Origin of the sequence: Streptomyces sp. NPDC014801, from assembly GCF_043082085.1 — a bacterium.
Lineage (GTDB): Bacteria > Actinomycetota > Actinomycetes > Streptomycetales > Streptomycetaceae > Streptomyces.
Genome location: NZ_JBIBXG010000012.1, coordinates 56,106 through 73,871, shown reverse-complemented (window position 1 = coordinate 73,871; position 17,766 = coordinate 56,106). Strand labels below are relative to the sequence as shown.

Below are 17,766 nucleotides of genomic sequence, written 5' to 3'. Positions count from 1 at the left end.
GTCACCGGCCGGCACGTCCGAGGCGCCTGCCGGAGGGCCCGTCACGTCCGAGGCGCCTGCCGGGCCGGGGCCGTCACGTCCGAGGCGCCTGCCGGGCCGGGGCCGTCACGTCCGAGGCGCCTGCCGGGCCGGGGCCGTCACGTCCGAGGCGCCTGCCGCGCCGCGGCCGTCACAGGCTCGCGATGACGCGGTCCGCCAGGATGTAGACGTTCTCCTCGCCGCAGGCGAAGGTCAGGGTGTACGCGCCCGAGATGCCCGAGCCGCCGAGGAGGTACGGCGTCTCGCCGGCCCGGAGGGCGGCCGCGAGGCGGTCCGCCGTGTCACGGTGACCCGGCGTCATGCACAGGGTCGTCCCGTCGGCGAAGACGTAGACGTCGAGGGTGCCGAGCGGACCCGGGCGAACATCGGTCAGTTCCACACGGTCCGCGGCCAGTTCCTCCAGCACCGACACCGTGCGCTCATGGTCGTTCACGACCGGTGACTGCATGGGCACGAAGTCCGGGTGGGACGGGTGCCGGCGGCGGGCGGCGGCCAGTTCGGGGGACTCGCCGGGGGTGCCTCCCTGGACGAAGTCCTTGGGGGAGAACTCGTCGGCCTCCGGGCCGTGCTCGGCGACCGGCTCCAGGCCCACGAAGTCGGCCTGGCGGGGCAGGAACAGCTCACCGTCGGCCAGGCCCAGCAGGGAGGGCGCGTCGGAGGCGTCCCGCGCCTCCTGGGCCGCCCAGAACGCCCGCGCCTCGGCAAGCTCGCGCTCGCGCTCCTCGGCGAGCGCCTCGGCCACGGCCGCGCGTATCTCGTCGGCCTCGGTCGCGGCCCTGGCGGCGGGCAGCAGCCCGTGGGTCCCGGAGTGGTTCTCGGCCAGCTGGGTCTGCAGGGCCGCCACCTGCCTGCGCAGCAGGACGAGGGTGCGCAGGACGGCGAGGCCCACGGCGCCCGTGGCGGCCGTGGTGACCAGCAACGCGATCGGCATGGCGCTCACTGACGTACTCCCAGGTTCACAGTCGACCCCCGACTTCCTACATCAGCTTGAAGGGTGGACCATCAAGTTGTCAGTGCGTAACGTCACGAAACGGACAGGGTGTTGGGTCACCGGTGACTGATGTGCCGTCCATGACCTGCGAGTTTCCCGTGGCAGAGGGATATAGGTCACATCATGGGGGAGATTGGATCACAAAACGGCCCGGAGCCGCTTGAGTTCGCGGACTCCGGGCCATGGGGTCACGGATGGTGCCCCGGCGGTCACACAGAGGTGGCAGAGGTCAGCTGAGGCGCTCGATGACCATCGCCATGCCCTGGCCGCCGCCGACGCACATGGTCTCCAGGCCGAACTGCTTGTCGTGCCACTGCAGCGAGTTGATGAGCGTGCCGGTGATGCGCGCGCCGGTCATGCCGAAGGGGTGGCCGACGGCGATGGCGCCGCCGTTGACGTTCAGCTTCTCCAGCGGGATGCCGAGGTCCTGGTAGGACGGGATCACCTGGGCGGCGAACGCCTCGTTGATCTCGACCAGGTCGATGTCGTCGATGGTCAGGCCGGCCCGGCGCAGGGCCTGCTTGCTCGCCTCGACCGGGCCGAGGCCCATGATCTCCGGGGACAGGCCGGAGACGCCGGTGGAGACGATCCGGGCGAGCGGGGTCAGCCCCAGCTCCCGGGCCTTGGTGTCCGACATGATGACCAGCGCGGCGGCACCGTCGTTCAGCGGGCAGCAGTTGCCGGCGGTGACCAGGCCGTCGGGGCGGAAGACCGGCTTCAGGCCCTGGACGCCCTCCAGGGTGACGCCGGCGCGGGGGCCGTCGTCCTTGGAGACGACCGAGCCGTCCGGGAGGGTGACCGGGGTGATCTCGCGCTCCCAGAAGCCGTTCTTGATGGCCTCCTCGGCGAGGTTCTGCGAGCGGACGCCGAACTCGTCCATCTCCTGCCGGGTGACGCCCTTCCAGCGGGCGAGGTTCTCGGCGGTCTGGCCCATCGCGATGTACGGGTCGGGCAGCAGGCCGTCCTCGCGCGGGTCGTGCCAGGTCGTGCCCTCCTGCTCGGCGACGGCCGCGGTGCGGGCCTCCGCCTCGGCGAACAGCGGGTTGCGCGTGTCCGGGAGGCTGTCGGAGTTGCCCTTGGTGAAGCGGGAGACCGTCTCGACACCGGCCGAGATGAAGACGTCGCCCTCGCCGGCCTTGATGGCGTGCAGCGCCATGCGGGAGGTCTGCAGCGAGGAGGAGCAGTAGCGGGTGATCGTGCAGCCGGGCAGGTGGTCCATGCCCATCTGTACGGCGACGACGCGGCCGAGGTTGTTGCCCTGCTCGCCGCCGGGGAGGCCGCAGCCGAGCATCAGGTCGTCGATGTCCCGGGGGTCGAGCTCGGGCACCTTGGCGAGGGCCGCCTGGATGATCGTGGCGGCCAGGTCGTCCGGGCGCAGGTCCTTCAGGGAGCCCTTGAAGGCGCGGCCGATGGGGGAGCGGGCGGTCGAGACGATGACGGCTTCGGGCATCACGGCTCCATGGGCGTACGGGGATCGGGCGGACTTCCTGGGAAGTTACCCCCACGTATGGTCCGGGTCACGGGGGGCGCGGTGTGACCTTGACCGCAACTTTCTAAGCGCTTGCTTTTGTCTCCGACGGCGGTGCGGGTATGGGGTGCGAGGGGTGCCGGGTTCGTTGTCGTCTTGCGGCTGGGTGGGTGGCTGGTCGCGCAGTTCCCCGCGCCCCTGGGGAGTTGCGGTCGCCGTCCGCCCGGGACGCGCCGCCGCGGGCGTGCCCCTCGCCCGTCGCCGGGTACCCCCTATACCGACGGAGTCGCCGGTGCCGCGGGCTCCGGGACGCGTCGCCGCCGCCGGCGCTTCAGCACCGCCCAGGGCCCCCGCGCCGCCGCGACCTCCGTGCCGGCCTCCGATGCCGCCTCCGCCGCCGCCTTCGCCACCGGCAGGATCCCCTCGCGGCGCGTCACGTCCGGCCGCTCCTCCTCCGCCGGCCACAGCTCCAGCGCCGCGCACACCGTCGGCAGGACCGCCATCGCCGCCGTCGCGTAGCCCTCGGCCGAGGGGTGGTAGCTGTCGGGCCCGAACAGCTCGCGCGGGTTCGCCGCGAACTCCGGGCCGAGCAGGTCGCCCAGCGACACCGTGCGGCCCCCCTGCTCCACCACCCCGATCGTCTGCGCCGCCGCCAGCTGCCGCGAGGCCCGCCGGGCCAGCCAGCGCAGCGGCTGCTGCACCGGCTCGATGGTGCCGAGATCCGGGCACGTGCCGACGACCACCTCCGCGCCGGCGGTGCGCAGCCGCCGTACCGCCGCCGACAGGTAGCGCACCGAGCGGGTCGGCGGCATCCGGTGGGTGACGTCGTTCGCGCCGATCATGATCACGCAGATGTCGGGCACCGGCCCGGGACCGGCCAGCGCCAGGCGGACCTGGCGTTCCAGGTCGTCGGAGCGGGCACCGGGGAGGGCGACGTTGCGCAGCTGCACCGGCCGTTCGGCGACCGCCGCGAGCCCCGAGGCCAGCAGCGCGCCCGGGGTCTGCCCGGCCCGGTGGACGCCCTGCCCGGCGGCGGTGGAGTCGCCGAGCATCAGCAGCCGCAGCGGGGGCTCACCCGGCGTGTCGTACGACAGGCCGTACAGCCCCTCGGCGTTCGGGACGTGGTTCGTCGTGCCGTTGCCCACGTGCCGGCGCGCCATCTGCGCCTCGGCCACCAGCAGCCCCACCAGGGCCGCGCCCGCGATCCCGATCCCGCCGCCGCCATAGGCGGCGCCCGCCGCGATGCGCCGGGCCACCCGCGCCCTCGACATGCTCGTCATGCGTCGCCGCCACCTCCTCGAAGCGCCCTCACCCACTCCTTGCCCCGTACGGACCGTCGCCCAATCTCGACGAAGAGTGAACGCCCGTCATGGATGCCGGTGAGGCCATAGGCTGGCGGGACACTACGACCACATCTTTTGCAGCATCCGGAGACAACGGTGCAATTCCACGACTCGATGATCAGCCTCGTCGGCAACACCCCGCTGGTGCGGCTCAACAGCGTGACCAAGGGCATCAAGGCGACCGTCCTTGCCAAGGTGGAGTACTTCAACCCGGGCGGGTCGGTGAAGGACCGCATCGCCCTGCGCATGATCGAGGCGGCCGAGCAGAGCGGCGAGCTCAAGCCGGGCGGCACGATCGTCGAGCCGACCAGCGGCAACACCGGCGTCGGGCTCGCCATCGTGGCCCAGCAGAAGGGCTACAAGTGCATCTTCGTGTGCCCCGACAAGGTGAGCACCGACAAGATCAACGTGCTGCGCGCCTACGGCGCCGAGGTGGTCGTCTGCCCGACCGCCGTCGCGCCGGAGCACCCCGACTCCTACTACAACGTCTCCGACCGGCTGGTGCGCGAGACGCCGGGTGCGTGGAAGCCGGACCAGTACTCCAACCCGAACAACCCGCTCTCGCACTACCACTCCACCGGCCCCGAGCTGTGGGAGCAGACCGAGGGGAAGATCACCCACTTCGTGGCGGGCGTCGGCACCGGCGGCACCATCTCCGGCACCGGCCGCTACCTGAAGGACGCCAGCGACGGCAAGGTGAAGGTCATCGGCGCCGACCCGGAGGGCTCGGTGTACTCCGGCGGTTCCGGGCGGCCGTACCTCGTCGAGGGCGTCGGTGAGGACTTCTGGCCGACCGCCTACGACCGCACCGTCGCCGACGAGATCGTCCCCGTGTCCGACAAGGACTCCTTCCAGATGACCCGCCGCCTCGCCAAGGAGGAGGGGCTGCTCGTCGGTGGCTCCTGCGGCATGGCGGTCGTCGCCGCGCTGAAGGTGGCCGAGCGGCTGACCGAGGACGACGTGGTCGTCGTCCTGCTGCCGGACAGCGGGCGCGGCTACCTCAGCAAGATCTTCAACGACGAGTGGATGGCCGACTACGGCTTCCTGGAGGACGAGGGCCCGAGCGCCCGCGTCGCCGACGTGCTCAACGACAAGGAGCACGGCGCCATCCCGTCCCTGGTGCACATGCACCCCGAGGAGACCGTCGGGCAGGCCATCGAGGTGCTGCGCGAGTACGGCGTCTCGCAGATGCCGGTGGTCAAGCCCGGCGCCGGTCACCCGGACGTGATGGCCGCCGAGGTGGTCGGCTCGGTCGTCGAACGGGAGCTGCTGGACGCGCTGTTCAGCAAGCGGGCCTCCCTGGAGGACCCGCTGGAGAAGCACATGTCGGAGCCGCTGCCGCAGGTCGGCTCCGGCGAGCCGGTCGGGGACCTGATGAGCGTGCTCGGCAAGGCGGACGCGGCGATCGTGCTGGTCGAGGGCAAGCCGACCGGGGTCGTCTCCCGGCAGGACCTGCTCGCGTTCCTCGCCAAGGGCTGAACGACGCGGTGAACCCCGGGTGAACCGCCGCTTGCGGCGGCGAACTCGGGGTGACCTGGGCCGATCGGGCCGTCGCGGAAGTGGTACGAGGGCGTCACGTCCGCGCAGCACCCGCTTAACACGGCTCCGGCACAGTAGTGGGTGTCGGCAGGGAAGGGGAGCGGCTCCCCCTTCCAGGCCGGCGCGAAACGGCGTCACGGACCTCCGGAGCGGCTCCCGGACCTCCCTCGACGCCACGGACGCAGGAGCCCGGCCCTGACCCGGCCCGCGTCCCTCGCGGGGACCGCCGTCGTCCCGCCCCCCGGCAACGGGGGTGCGGCGGTCCCCGCGCATTACTTTTCCGGAACTGATCCGGGACGCTTCCGTGTTCTTGCGCGGCCGTCGCCGCCGGTGCCGGGTGAGAGGATCACCGGCATGGCCCTTCCCCAGCCCGACGACCTCGCGACGCTCGTCCTGCGCACCGACTTCTCCGACGAGACCGCCTGGAACGCGCTGTGCGCGCAGCTCGACTCCGCCGACGAGACCGCCACCCGGGTCAGCGACCCCCGGTTCGCCGGGGCGAGCGTCGCGGCGCTGCTCGACGAGGAGAACGCGGCGGCCGAGGACGAGCGGATCTGCGAGGTCTTCCTGGCCGACGCCACCACCCTCACTGACCCCGAACTCCCGCTGCTCGCCGTCGACCTCCACGACGAGCCGGGCCGCACCTTCCGGGTGCCGGTGCGCTGGTACGCGGACATGGCGGCGAACCTGTCGATCGCCAACCTCGACTTCGCCGACTACGCCGACGCGGCCGACGCCTCCGGCACCTTCCGCGGCTTCGGGGACGGCTGAACCACCCGCCGGGCGGGGGCGGTTCACTCCTGCCAGTCGGAGTCCTTCTCCCGCCTGCGGCGGCCGAACAGTGCGGCGTTGGAGCGGGCGGCCTGGACGGCGTTGACGCCGACGATGCCCGCCCAGGCGACGATCAGGCCCGGCAGGTGCGCCTGGGTGGCGCCGATCGCGGACAGCGGGATGGCGAGCACCAGCGACACGAGGCCGAAGCCGAACCGCTCGGCGAAGGAGTCCGTGGGCGTCGCGGACCGCGCGTCGCGGGCCTGCGCCATCTGCTGCTCGGCGAGCTGCCGGCGCACCCGGCGGTCCACGGCGGCGTCGACGCGCTGGTCGACCTTCTCCAGGAAGGAGTCGACCAGCGCCGACTCGTACTCCTCGCCGAGCTCCCTGCGCGCGTGCAGGGTGGCGTTGAGTTCCTTCTTCAGCTCCGTGTCGTGCGCGTCCATCAGCGTCTCCCGTCGCGTGGTCCGCCGTCCACGCTAGGGAGTGCGGGCGCCCGCCGCACTGGGGACAACCCCCGTGTTGCCGCTCGGGTCCGCCGGGCGCCGGGAGATCAGCAGGAACAGCACGGCCGGTACGACCAGGCCGACGAGCCAGGAGATGTCGGCGCCGCCCAGCGGCTCGACCAGCGGGCCGGTGTAGAAGCCGGTGGCGAGGAACGGCAGCTGGGCCAGCAGGCCCGCCGCGTAGACCGCGAGGGTGCCCCAGCGCCAGGCGCCGTAGCGGCCGTGCGGGTCGAACAGGGCGGGCAGGTCGTAGCGCTCGCGGGAGACCAGGTAGTAGTCGGCGAGGTTGATCGCCGACCACGGGGTGAAGAAGGTCAGCAGGAACAGCAGGAAGTCCTTGAAGGAGGCCAGGAAGCTGTCCTTGCCGGCGAGGGCCACCGCCGTGCCCGCCACCATGATCAGCGCGATGCAGGCGGCCCGGCCGCGCCGCGACAGCACGGTCTTGCCGCTGAAGCCGCTCACGCTGGTCACCATCGACATGAAGCCGCCGTAGGTGTTGAGCACGTTGATGGTGAGCTTGCCGAGCGCGATGACGAAGTAGAAGAAGGAGGCGACCAGGCCCGTGCCGCCGAGGGCGACGACATAGCCGACCTGGCTGTCCAGGAACTTCTCCCCGGCCGTCGCCGCGACCAGCACCCCGAACGTCATCGACCACTGGCTGCCCAGCGCCGAGCCGGACAGCGTCCACCAGAAGGTGGCCTTCGCGGAGGTGGTGCGCGGCAGATAGCGGGAGTAGTCCGCCACGTACGGGCCGAACGCCAGCTGCCAGGACGCCGACAGGGACATCGCCAGCAGGAACATCGGCAGCGAGAAGTGCGCGTCGTGCAGCAGGGCGGTGAGGTCGGCGCGGTCCAGCAGGCGGATGCCGAGGTAGACGAAGGCGAGCGCGCAGATGGTGCTCGCGATCCGGCCGAGGGTGTGGATGATCCGGTAGCCGACGGTCGCCATCACCGCCGTGACCAGGGCGAAGACGATGATGCCGGTGGTGTCGTCGGTGTGCGTCAGCTCGCCCACGGCCTGCCCGGCGAGCACGCTGCCGGAGGCGAAGAAGCCGACGTACATCACGATCACCAGCAGCAGCGGGACGACCGCGCCGCGCACCCCGAACTGGGCGCGGGACTGGATCATCTGCGGCAGGCCGAGCTTGGGCCCCTGCGCGGAGTGCAGCGCCATCACCGCGCCGCCGAGCAGGTTGCCGAGCACCAGGCCCACGAGCGACCAGACCACGTCGCCGCCGAAGACGACCGCGAGCGCGCCCGTGACGACGGCGGTGATCTGGAGGTTCGCGCCGAGCCAGAGCGTGAACTGGCTGAAGGCCGTGCCGTGCCGCTCCTCGTCCGGTACGACGTCGATGGAACGCAGTTCGACGAGTTGAGCCATGCGTACTCCCCGGTCCGGCTGTATAACCGTATGCAGGGTTCACTTAGACTGAATAAATTGTCAATGCCTCGGCGCTGTACTCTCCCGGGGCGACCGAGGCCACCCGGAGGGGGAGTACGTCATGAGCGCGACCGACAGCCCGGCGAGCCGGCTGCAGGCCCTCTTCGAGGGACACCGGCTCACACCGACCCAGCGGCGCATCGCGCACAGCATGGTCCGCCGCGCCGCCGACGTGCCCTTCCTGTCCAGCGTGGAACTGGCCGAACTCGCCGGGGTCAGCCAGCCCTCGGTGACCCGCTTCGCCGTCGCCCTCGGCTTCGACGGCTACCCGGCGCTGCGCCGCCACCTGCGCGAGGTCGTACCCGCCGAACCCGCCGCGGACTCCTCCTCGTACAACGAGTACCAGCAGGCCGTCGAGGCCGAGATCGAGAACCTGCGGCACCTCGCGGACCTGCTCGCCGACCCGCGCCCGGTGCACAAGGCGGGCCGCGTCCTCGCCGCCTCCCGGCCGCTGCCGGTGCTCGGCCTGCGCGCCGCCGCCTCCCAGGCGTACGGCTTCGCCTACTTCGCCGCCAAGGTGCACCCGGACGTCCGGCTGCTCAACGAGGGCGGCACGATGATCCACGACCGCCTCGACTCCGCCGTGCACGCCGGCGCCACCGCCCTGCTGTGCTTCGCGCTGCCCCGCCACCCGCGCGAGGTCGTCGAGTCCCTGGAGTACGCCAAGGAGGCGGGGCTCACCGTGGTGACGGTCGCCGACTCGGCGTTCGCGCCCGTCGCCAAGGTCTCCGACCTGCTGCTGCCGGCCGCCGTCGGCACCGGGCTCGCCTTCGACACCGCCTGCGCGCCGATGCTGCTCGGGCGGGTGCTGCTGGAGGCGATGGCCGACGAACTGCCCGACGCCCAGGCCCGGCTGGAGGAGTTCGACGCCAAGGCGGCCGCGCGCGGGCTGTTCGTGGAGTGAGGCCCGCCGCGTCCGGGCGCTCTCAGATTCGTCTCAGGTTCTGGTACTAGCTTTCCCGGAGGATTCTTCGCCGAAGGCTTGTGCACACGTGACACGGGAGGCTGACGTGGCGCGCGGAGGACAGGGGCTGGCCCGGGTGGCCGTCGTCGTGAGGGCGGGCGCGGGCCCGCTGTGGTGGCTCGGCGTGATCGCCGCCGGCATCGGAGCGGTGCCGCAGGGACTGACCGGACGCCGGATCGGCGCGCTCGGCGGCGCCGCGCTCTTCCTCGTCGCCGCCGTCGTGGTGGCGCTCGTGCGGCGGCGGCGCTACGCCGCCCTCGTCCGCGGTGCCGCCCGCGCCGGCAAGTACGACATCCTGCAGGACCGGGCGGTCACCACGCGCACCTGGCGCCGGGGCCACCGCTGGTGGCTGCTGCTCGCCTTCGCCGCCGCCGTCGGCTCGGCGTTCGCCGTGCCGGTGGCCGGCGGGCTGCTGCTCGCCGGGTGCGGCGCCGGGCTGTGGCTGAAGGCGGCCTGGCTCGGGCGGCGGGAGCGGGCCGCCGACGCGCTGCTGTGGGTGCGCGTCGACTGGCTCGACCGGCGCGGCGGCCGGCCCGCCGGCCCGGCGGTGAGGGCCTGGCGCGGCACCGGCCTCGCGGCGGGCGACGCGGCCCCCGGCGGGGCCCGCCGCCGCACCGCGGCGCTGGTGTGAGGGCCGGTCAGACCTCCAGTTCCTGCTCGATCTTCTTCAGCTGGTGGCGGGCCATCGCCAGGTTGGCCCGCTTGGCGTCGAGCACCAGGTAGAGGAAGAGCCCGTTGCCGCTGCGGCCGCTCAGCAGGCGGATCAGGTGGTACTGGTCGGTGAGCGTGATCAGGATGTCCTCGATCTCGGCCTTGAGGCCGAGCATCTCCATGGTGCGCATCTTGGCGCGGATCACGTCGGTGTTGCCGGCGGCGGCGACGTTCAGGTCGAAGGTCTTGCTGCCGCCCATCGTGCCCAGCGCCATGCCGCTGGTGTAGTCGACGAGGGCGACGCCGGTCGCGCCCTCGATCGAGGCGAGGGCTTCCTTCAGTGCGGTCTCGGTGGTGGCCATGACGGTGAGTACCTCTCAGGTGTCTGTGGTGGTGCGCGCGGGGACCGCCCGGACGGGCAGCGGGCGCGAGGTTTCCCGGGGCGGGACCGCGGGACGGGCGGGTGCCTGGGCCAGCGCCTCGTGGGCGTCGACCAGTTCGCCGACGCGGGCGCCGGCGCGGCGCCCCTCCAGATGCAGCCGGCCCACGTTGACGCGGTCCTCGGTGAGCAGGGTCAGCACGGCGCTGCGGCCCGCCGCGTAGGTGGCGACGTAGCCGTGCGCGCCGCGGATCAGCAGTTCGCGGAACTCGCCCCGGCCGGTCGCCTCGGTCATGCCGATCGCGACCGCGAGCGTGGTGGCGGTGAGCGCGGACAGGCTGTCGGGCTCGACGCCGGGGGCGTCGTGCGCGAGGACCAGGCCGTCACGGCCGGCCGCGATCGCGCCGGTGAGCTGGGGGAGGCGGGCGCGCAGCCGGTGGAGCTCGGCGAGGATCTCTGGCTCGGCCGCCATCAGGTGTCTCCTCTCGTCGGGTGAGTCGGTGGGGGGCTCGGCACGGGGGCGTGGCCGGTCAAAGGGCCTCCAGCGCATCCCTGACCCTCTTCAGCAAGGCGATGTGGGGATCGAACTCCTCGGCCGCGGCCGCCGGGAGGGGCGGCGGCACGTCCGGCGGCGGGGCCGGGGGCGGCGTGGCGAGCAGGCCCGCTGCGGCCAGCCGGCGCACCTCCACCAGCGTCGGGAAGGCCCGCCGGCCCTGCGCGAGCGCGATGTCCGGCGCCGTACGCACCCCGTCGGCCAGGGCCAGTACGGCCGCCTGGCGGGCGGTCAGCGCCGGTGCCGCCGCCCGGTCGGTGCGCACCAGCGGCACGCTGTCGGCGAGCGGATCGGGCCACAGCCGGTGCAGCAGCGCCCGCCGGCGCAGCACCTCGCGCTCCACGGCGGCCACGGGCACCGCCGGCAGCGCCGCGACCGGCCGCGGGCCGCTCGCGTAGTGGAACCGGCCCGGCCTGCTGCTCGGCGCCAGCGCGAAGTAGGCGGCGTCGTACAGCGCCTGCAGATGGCAGATCTCCATCCCGGCCCAGGTCAGCAGCCCGGCGTCGACCAGCAGGCGCGCGGTGCCCGCGGGGTCGCCCCCCGCTCCGGCCGCCGCCCACCACTGCTCGGCGCTGAGCGCGCCCTGGGCCGTGAGCAGGGCGCCCGGCCCCGGTGCGTACGGGCTCTCGGCGTGCACCACGAGGCCGTCGGCGAGGTGCAGGGTGCCGCCCTCGCGGACCAGGACGCCCGTGGCGCGCTCGGCGGCGAGCCGGGTCAGCATCGGGGACACCCCGCCGGCCGGTTCGCCGAGCGCCTTGTCCCGCACCGGGAGCGGGGGAGGGGCCTCGACCACGGTCATCCCAGCACCAGCCGCCCGGCCATCTCGCCGAGCCGGATGCGGGCCAGGGCGAGATTGCCGTCGGCGCGGCCCAGCCACAGGTGCAGCACGGCGCCGCTGTCGAACGGCGCCGGGACGAACCGCAGCAGGTGGTAGCCGTCCCGGTTGCTGACGATCACGTCCTCCACCGGCGGGTCGGCGTCGTCCCCTGCGCCGCCGGAGGGCTGCGCGGCGGTGAAGGCGGGCTGCTCGGCCGCCAGCCGGGCCAGCTCCGCCACCTCCGCCGCGGCCGCCTCGGGGTCGCCGCCGGGGAACTCCCCGACGACGCCCAGGGCCAGTCCGCTGGTCCAGTCGACCAGGGCCGCCCCGCGTGCGCCGGGCAGCCGCATGGCCTCCAGCAGGCACTCGTCGATTCCGGGCACGTCGCTCCCCTCCGCGTTGGTCCGGGCGAGTGACGACGACACTACGCACCGTACGGAGGACCGGTGAGCGTTCTGGCATTTTCCAGCGGAACATGCGCGGCGCGGACTAGTGTGGGCCGACTGAGCACATGTTCGGCTCCCGTGACCCGTTCGGGGGAGGGCCGCTCACCCGCGTCCGGGTGCGCCCAGGGTGGTGAGCGCGTCGGCGTGCGCCCCGCCGGACTCGGCGACGATCTCGGCGAGCGTCTGCTGCTCCCGCACGACCGCGAAGGCCACGCCCCCGGTGCCGTCCGGCGCGAACCCGTGGATCGCGGGCCGGGCCAGCGAGTTGTAGGCGTAGTGGTGCGCGAAGTAGTACGCGCCGGTGTCCAGCGCCGCCGCGTAGTCGCCCTGCTCCAGCAGGGGCAGCGCCTGCTCCCGGGCCAGCAGGTCGCCCGCGAAGCACGCCGGTCCCGCCACGTCCTGCACCACGGCCGGGCCCTCCTTGGGACGGCCCTTCGCGTCGTAGGCGGCGATCCGCAGCGGCCAGGCCTCCGGCGCGTACACCGTGCGCGTGGCCACCTGCACGCCCGCGTGCGTGACCGCCACCGGCCGCCCGCCCGCGCGCTTGGCGTACTCCACCCGCGCCACCACCGTTCCGTGCTTGGCCAGCAGTGACCGGCCGAACTCCGTGACCAGCCCGTACCGCCCGTCGAACAGCCCCGGCACGGTGTCCCGCAGCAGCCGCGCGTACGCGGCGTACGTCGGCGCCGTCGCGTCGGAGGCGAAGTTGACCGGCAGCCCGCCGCCGATGTCGAGGGTGTCGACCTGTTGGCGCCCGGCGCGCGCGTTGATCTCCTCCGCGAGCGCGTACACCTCCGCCACGCCCCGCGCCATCAGCTCCAGCGGGATGCCCTGCGACCCGGTGTGCGCGTGCAGCCGGGTCAGCCACGGCCGCTCCAGGTACGCCCGCACCACCCACTCCCGGGCGCCGTCGTCGCGCAGCGCCACGCCGAACTTGGAGGTGGCGGTCGCGGTCGACAGCGCCTCGATGGCGCCGCCGCCGACCTGCGGGTTGACCCGGATGCCCAGCGGGGACGCACTGGCCGGGCCGCGCATCAGGGCGTCGAGGCGGTCCAGCTCCTGCGGGTTGTCCGCGTTGACCGCGATGCCCAGGGCCAGCGCCTCGCGCAGCTCGTCCGGTGTCTTGGCCGGCGAGTCCAGCACGGTCGCCGCGGCCGGCACCCCGGCCGCCCGCGCGAGGGCCAGTTCGCCCGGGCTCGCCACCTCCGCCCCGATGCCCTCCTCCCACAGCAGCCGCACCACCGGCACCAGCGGGGTCGCCTTCACCGCGAAGGCGTGCAGCACCGGGGTGCCGGGCGCGGCGACCTCCTCGAACGCCGCCCGCAGCGCGGCCGCCGACCGCCGGATGCCGGTCACGTCGAGCAGCCCGGCCAGCGGTGCGCCGGGGCCCAGCAGCCCCTGCTCCACCGCGGCCCGCACCGCCTCGTCCCGCCGGGCCGTGCGCTCCCGGGCCTCGGTGTCGTCCTCGTGCTCCACGATCGCCCCCTCCTGTCGCCTGGGTGTCTCTTCCCTGCCGTTCCTGCCGTGCGTGCGTCCAGCCAAACACCCGCGACGCGCGGACGCGGCCCCTCCTCGGTGTTGACTAGTTCTATTCAGCGAGCCAGGATGTGAATAGTCGTAGTAACAGCAGGAGGCAGACCATGTCGGGACCCCGCCCCGTACGAGCACCGCGCGGCACCGAGCTCAGCGCGCAGGGCTGGCAGCAGGAGGCCGCCCTGCGGATGCTGCAGAACAACCTCGACCCCGAGGTCGCCGAGCACCCCGACAAGCTCGTCGTCTACGGCGGCACCGGCAAGGCCGCCCGTGACTGGCGCTCCTTCGACGCCATGGTCCGCACGCTCCAGGGGCTCAAGGCCGACGAGACCATGCTGGTCCAGTCCGGCCGCCCGGTCGGCGTCATGCAGACCCACGAGTGGGCGCCGCGCGTGCTGATCGCCAACTCCAACCTGGTCGGCGACTGGGCCAACTGGGAGGAGTTCCGCCGTCTGGAGCAGCTCGGCCTGACCATGTACGGCCAGATGACCGCCGGCTCCTGGATCTACATCGGCACCCAGGGCATCCTCCAGGGCACCTACGAGACCTTCGCCGCCGTCGCCGCGAAGAAGTTCGGCGGCACCCTCGCCGGGACCATCACCCTCACCGCCGGCCTCGGCGGCATGGGCGGCGCCCAGCCGCTGGCCGTGACGATGAACGACGGCGTCGCGATCTGCGTCGACTGCGACCCGCGCGCCATCGACCGCCGCATCGAGCACCGCTACCTCGACGTGCGCGCCGACTCCCTCGACCACGCCCTCCAGCTCGCCACCGAGGCCCGCGACCAGCGCAAGCCGCTGTCCATCGGCGTCCTCGGCAACGCCGCCGAGCTGGTCCCGCAGCTGCTCGCGATGGGCGCCCCCATCGACATCGTCACCGACCAGACCTCCGCCCACGACCCGCTGTCCTACCTGCCCGTCGGCATCGCCTTCGAGGACATGGCGGACGCCGCCGCCAAGGACCCGGCCGGCTTCACCACCCGCGCCCGCGAGTCCATGGCGCAGCACGTCGAGGCCATGGTCGGCTTCCTGGACGCCGGCGCCGAGGTCTTCGACTACGGCAACTCCATCCGCGGCGAGGCCCAGCTGGCCGGCTACGACCGCGCCTTCGCCTTCCCCGGCTTCGTCCCCGCCTACATCCGCCCCCTGTTCTGCGAGGGCAAGGGCCCCTTCCGCTGGGCCGCCCTGTCCGGCGACCCGGCCGACATCGCCAAGACCGACAAGGCGATCCTCGACCTCTTCCCGCAGAACGAGTCGCTGGCCCGCTGGATCAAGATGGCCGGCGAGCGCGTCCACTTCCAGGGCCTGCCCGCCCGCATCTGCTGGCTCGGCTACGGCGAGCGCGACAAGGCCGGCGAGCGCTTCAACGACATGGTCGCCTCCGGCGAGCTGGCCGCGCCGATCGTCATCGGCCGCGACCACCTCGACTGCGGCTCCGTCGCCTCCCCCTACCGGGAGACCGAGGCCATGCTCGACGGCTCCGACGCCATCGCCGACTGGCCGCTGCTCAACGCCATGGTCAACGTCGCCTCCGGCGCCTCCTGGGTCTCCCTGCACCACGGCGGCGGCGTCGGCATGGGCCGCTCGATCCACGCCGGCCAGGTCACCGTCGCCGACGGCACCCCGCTCGCCGGCGAGAAGATCCGCCGCGTCCTGACCAACGACCCCGGCATGGGCGTCATCCGGCACGTCGACGCCGGCTACGACATCGCCGAGTCCGTCGCCGCCGAGCGCGGCGTGCGGGTGCCGATGCGTGAGGGTGACGGGGCGTGAGCTTCCACAGCATGTGGGCGGAGTTGCTGCCGATCGGCCGCGACTCCGCCTCCGGCGGCTACCGGCGCTACGCCTGGACCGGCGCCGACGCCGACTGCCGGGCCTGGTTCCGGCAGCAGGCGGAGTCCCGCGGACTGTCCTACGAGGTGGACCGCAACGGCAACCAGTGGGCCTGGCTCGGCGACCCGCAGGCCGGCGACGCCGTCGTCACCGGCTCCCACCTGGACTCCGTCCCCGACGGCGGCGCCTTCGACGGCCCCCTCGGCGTGGTGTCCTCCTTCGCCGCCCTGGACGAACTGCGCGACAGGGGAGCGCAGTTCACCAGGCCGCTCGCCGTCGTCAACTTCGGCGACGAGGAAGGCGCCCGCTTCGGCCTCGCCTGCGTCGGCTCCCGCCTCACCGCCGGGCAGCTCACCCGCGAGCAGGCCCACCGCCTCACCGACGGCGACGGCGTCACCCTCGCCCGCGCCATGGAGGCCGCCGGCCACGACCCCGACGCCATCGGCGCCGACCCCGAGCGGCTCGCCCGCATCGGCGCCTTCGTCGAACTCCACGTAGAGCAGGGCCGCGCGCTGGACCTCTCCGGCGACGCGGTCGGCGTCGCCAGCGCCATCTGGCCGCACGGCCGCTGGCGGTTCGACTTCCGCGGCGAGGCCAACCACGCCGGCACCACCCGGCTGACGGACCGCCGCGACCCGATGCTGCCCTACGCCGAGACCGTCCTCGCCGCCCGCCGCGAGGCCGAACTCGCCGGCGCCGTGGCCACCTTCGGCAAGATCGCCGTGGAACCCAACGGCGTCAACGCCATCCCCTCCCTGGTGCGCGGCTGGCTCGACTCCCGCGCCCCCGGCCAGGACACCCTCGACACCGTCCTCGCCGGCATCGAGAAGGCGGCCCGGGAGTACGCCGACGCCCACGGCGTCGACCTGGACGTGGTCCGCGAGTCCTTCACGCCCGTCGTGGAGTTCGACCACGCCCTGCGCGACGAACTCGCCCGCCTCCTCGGCCACGACGGCGACCTCACCGTCCCCGTCCTCGGCACCGGCGCGGGACACGACGCCGGGATCCTGTCCGGGAGCATCCCGACCGCCATGCTGTTCGTGCGCAACCCCACGGGCGTCTCGCACTCCCCGGCCGAGTCCGCGACCGAGGACGACTGCGTGGCCGGCGTGCACGCCCTCGCCGACGTACTGGAAGGACTGGCCTGCCGGTGACCCACGGGACGTACTGGCTCGAACACGCCTGGCTCGGCACCCATGTCGAGCCCGGCGTCGCCCTCGACATCGCGGACGGCCGCATCGCCGCCGTCCGCACCGGCGTGGACACCCCGCCGCCCGGCGCCGAGGTGCTGCGCGGACTGACCCTGCCGGGGCTGGCCAACGCGCACAGCCACGCCTTCCACCGGGCCCTGCGCGGCACCGTCCAGGTCGGCTCCGGCACCTTCTGGACCTGGCGCGAGGTGATGTACTCCGTCGCCGACCGGCTCACCCCCGACACTTACCACGCCCTCGCCCGCGCGGTGTACGCCGAGATGGCGCTCGCCGGCATCACGGCCGTCGGGGAGTTCCACTACGTCCACCACGCGCCCGGCGGCACCCCGTACGCCGACCCCAACGCGATGGGCGAGGCACTGATCGCGGCCGCCGCCGACGCCGGCATCCGCATCACCCTGCTGGACACCTGCTACCTGTCCGCCGGCTTCGGCGACGCCCCCAACGCCCACCAGCTCCGCTTTAGCGACGGCACCGCCGCGGCCTGGGCCGAACGCTCCTCCCTGCTCAAGGACCAGGAACACGCACGGATCGGAGCGGCGATCCACTCGGTGCGGGCCGTGCCCGCCGACCAGCTGGCGACCGTCGCCGCCTGGGCCGACCAGCGCCGGGCCCCGCTGCACGTGCACCTGTCGGAGCAGACCGCGGAGAACGACGCCTGCCTCCAGGCGCACGGCCGCACCCCCACGCGGCTCCTCGCCGACCACGGCGTGCTCGGCCCGCGCACCACGGGCGTGCACAACACCCACCTCACCGACGAGGACATCGCCCTGCTCGGCGGCTCCGGCACCGGCACCTGCATGTGCCCGACCACCGAACGCGACCTGGCCGACGGCATCGGACCCGCCGTCGCCCTCCAGCGCGCCGGCTCCCCGCTCTCCCTCGGCTCCGACAGCCACGCCGTGATCGACCTGCTCGAAGAGGCCCGCGCGATGGAGCTGAACGAGCGGCTGCGCACCCGCACCCGCGGCCACTGGACCGCCGCCGCCCTGCTGCGCGCCGCCACCGCCGACGGCCACGCCGCCCTCGGCTGGAGCGACGCGGGCAGCCTCGCCCCCGGCGCCCTCGCCGACTTCACGACGATCGCGCTGGACTCGGTCAGGACAGCGGGACCGCTGCCGCGCCTCGGCGCCGAGACGGCCGTGTTCGCCGCGACGGCAGCGGACGTACGGCACACGGTCGTGGGCGGCCGGCACGTCGTGCGCGACGGTCACCACTCCTTCGTCCCCGACGTGCCCCGGGCACTCGCCAGCGCCGTCGACGCCCTGCGCGGCTGACCCGGC

The 17,766-nt window shown here is 73.6% G+C and carries 17 protein-coding genes; 7 read left to right on the top strand and 10 right to left on the bottom strand.

Features of this window, described 5'->3' with window-relative positions; translation table 11 throughout:
* Positions 1 to 169: 169 nt before the first annotated feature.
* The 3 genes from ACF1AL_RS28120 to ACF1AL_RS28110 form a co-directional block, all read right to left on the bottom strand.
* Entirely contained in the window at positions 170 to 979 is an 810-nt protein-coding gene (locus ACF1AL_RS28120) for a hypothetical protein (protein ID WP_391780661.1), read from the bottom strand.
* A gap of 280 nt (positions 980 to 1,259) precedes the next feature.
* Positions 1,260 to 2,480, bottom strand: a complete 1,221-nt coding sequence (locus ACF1AL_RS28115; protein WP_391780662.1) for an acetyl-CoA C-acetyltransferase — start codon at positions 2,478 to 2,480, stop codon at positions 1,260 to 1,262.
* A gap of 290 nt (positions 2,481 to 2,770) precedes the next feature.
* Positions 2,771 to 3,778, bottom strand: a complete 1,008-nt coding sequence (locus ACF1AL_RS28110; RefSeq protein WP_391704691.1) for an SGNH/GDSL hydrolase family protein — start codon at positions 3,776 to 3,778, stop codon at positions 2,771 to 2,773.
* 159 nt (positions 3,779 to 3,937) lie between these two features.
* Between ACF1AL_RS28110 and ACF1AL_RS28105 the strand changes: the two genes are divergently transcribed.
* Both ACF1AL_RS28105 and ACF1AL_RS28100 read left to right on the top strand, forming a co-directional pair.
* Positions 3,938 to 5,320, top strand: a complete 1,383-nt coding sequence (locus tag ACF1AL_RS28105; RefSeq protein ID WP_384212812.1) for a cystathionine beta-synthase — start codon at positions 3,938 to 3,940, stop codon at positions 5,318 to 5,320.
* A gap of 414 nt (positions 5,321 to 5,734) precedes the next feature.
* The gene (locus ACF1AL_RS28100) at positions 5,735 to 6,151 is read left to right on the top strand and encodes a DUF6924 domain-containing protein (RefSeq protein WP_384212815.1); all 417 of its coding nucleotides are present in this window, start codon (positions 5,735 to 5,737) and stop codon (positions 6,149 to 6,151) included.
* Positions 6,152 to 6,174: 23 nt separating this feature from the next.
* Here the strand turns inward: ACF1AL_RS28100 and ACF1AL_RS28095 are convergent, their stop codons facing one another.
* Both ACF1AL_RS28095 and ACF1AL_RS28090 read right to left on the bottom strand, forming a co-directional pair.
* Positions 6,175 to 6,597, bottom strand: a complete 423-nt coding sequence (locus tag ACF1AL_RS28095; RefSeq protein WP_391827984.1) for a hypothetical protein — start codon at positions 6,595 to 6,597, stop codon at positions 6,175 to 6,177.
* Between the two features lie 33 nt (positions 6,598 to 6,630).
* The gene (locus ACF1AL_RS28090; RefSeq protein WP_391827982.1) at positions 6,631 to 8,037 is read right to left on the bottom strand and encodes a purine-cytosine permease family protein; all 1,407 of its coding nucleotides are present in this window, start codon (positions 8,035 to 8,037) and stop codon (positions 6,631 to 6,633) included.
* Positions 8,038 to 8,158: 121 nt separating this feature from the next.
* Between ACF1AL_RS28090 and ACF1AL_RS28085 the strand changes: the two genes are divergently transcribed.
* Together ACF1AL_RS28085 and ACF1AL_RS28080 are read left to right on the top strand one after the other, a co-directional pair.
* Positions 8,159 to 9,001, top strand: a complete 843-nt coding sequence (locus tag ACF1AL_RS28085; RefSeq protein ID WP_386913272.1) for a MurR/RpiR family transcriptional regulator — start codon at positions 8,159 to 8,161, stop codon at positions 8,999 to 9,001.
* 106 nt (positions 9,002 to 9,107) lie between these two features.
* The gene (locus ACF1AL_RS28080) at positions 9,108 to 9,692 is read left to right on the top strand and encodes a hypothetical protein (protein ID WP_391660820.1); all 585 of its coding nucleotides are present in this window, start codon (positions 9,108 to 9,110) and stop codon (positions 9,690 to 9,692) included.
* Between the two features lie 7 nt (positions 9,693 to 9,699).
* Here ACF1AL_RS28080 and ACF1AL_RS28075 read toward each other — a convergent pair whose 3' ends face one another.
* The 5 genes from ACF1AL_RS28075 to ACF1AL_RS28055 form a co-directional block, all read right to left on the bottom strand.
* Positions 9,700 to 10,074: a hypothetical protein gene (locus tag ACF1AL_RS28075; RefSeq protein WP_366835709.1), complete on the bottom strand. Its 375-nt coding sequence runs from the start codon at positions 10,072 to 10,074 to the stop codon at positions 9,700 to 9,702.
* Positions 10,075 to 10,089: 15 nt separating this feature from the next.
* Positions 10,090 to 10,563 (bottom strand): roadblock/LC7 domain-containing protein, encoded by a 474-nt coding sequence (locus ACF1AL_RS28070; RefSeq protein ID WP_366835710.1) that lies wholly within the window; start codon positions 10,561 to 10,563, stop codon positions 10,090 to 10,092.
* Positions 10,564 to 10,621: 58 nt separating this feature from the next.
* Positions 10,622 to 11,443 (bottom strand): transcriptional regulator, encoded by an 822-nt coding sequence (locus tag ACF1AL_RS28065; RefSeq protein ID WP_391704687.1) that lies wholly within the window; start codon positions 11,441 to 11,443, stop codon positions 10,622 to 10,624.
* Positions 11,440 to 11,844, bottom strand: coding sequence for a hypothetical protein (locus ACF1AL_RS28060; RefSeq protein WP_391827980.1), 405 nt, complete (start codon positions 11,842 to 11,844; stop codon positions 11,440 to 11,442). Before ACF1AL_RS28060 ends, ACF1AL_RS28065 begins: the two co-directional genes overlap by 4 nt.
* Positions 11,845 to 12,009: 165 nt before the next feature.
* The gene (locus tag ACF1AL_RS28055) at positions 12,010 to 13,383 is read right to left on the bottom strand and encodes a diaminopimelate decarboxylase (RefSeq protein ID WP_391827978.1); all 1,374 of its coding nucleotides are present in this window, start codon (positions 13,381 to 13,383) and stop codon (positions 12,010 to 12,012) included.
* A gap of 164 nt (positions 13,384 to 13,547) precedes the next feature.
* Here ACF1AL_RS28055 and hutU point away from each other — a divergent pair, with 164 nt between their 5' ends.
* From hutU to ACF1AL_RS28040, 3 genes are read left to right on the top strand one after another with little or no spacing between them, the layout of a single operon-like run.
* Positions 13,548 to 15,212 (top strand): urocanate hydratase, encoded by a 1,665-nt coding sequence (gene hutU, locus ACF1AL_RS28050; protein ID WP_391827976.1) that lies wholly within the window; start codon positions 13,548 to 13,550, stop codon positions 15,210 to 15,212.
* On the top strand, positions 15,209 to 16,426 hold the full coding sequence (locus tag ACF1AL_RS28045) for an allantoate amidohydrolase (RefSeq protein ID WP_391704675.1): 1,218 nt from the start codon (positions 15,209 to 15,211) through the stop codon (positions 16,424 to 16,426). Before hutU ends, ACF1AL_RS28045 begins: the two co-directional genes overlap by 4 nt.
* Entirely contained in the window at positions 16,423 to 17,760 is a 1,338-nt protein-coding gene (locus tag ACF1AL_RS28040; RefSeq protein WP_391780665.1) for a formimidoylglutamate deiminase, read from the top strand. The genes ACF1AL_RS28045 and ACF1AL_RS28040 overlap by 4 nt, the downstream gene beginning before the upstream one ends.
* The last annotated feature ends 6 nt before the right edge of the window (positions 17,761 to 17,766 follow it).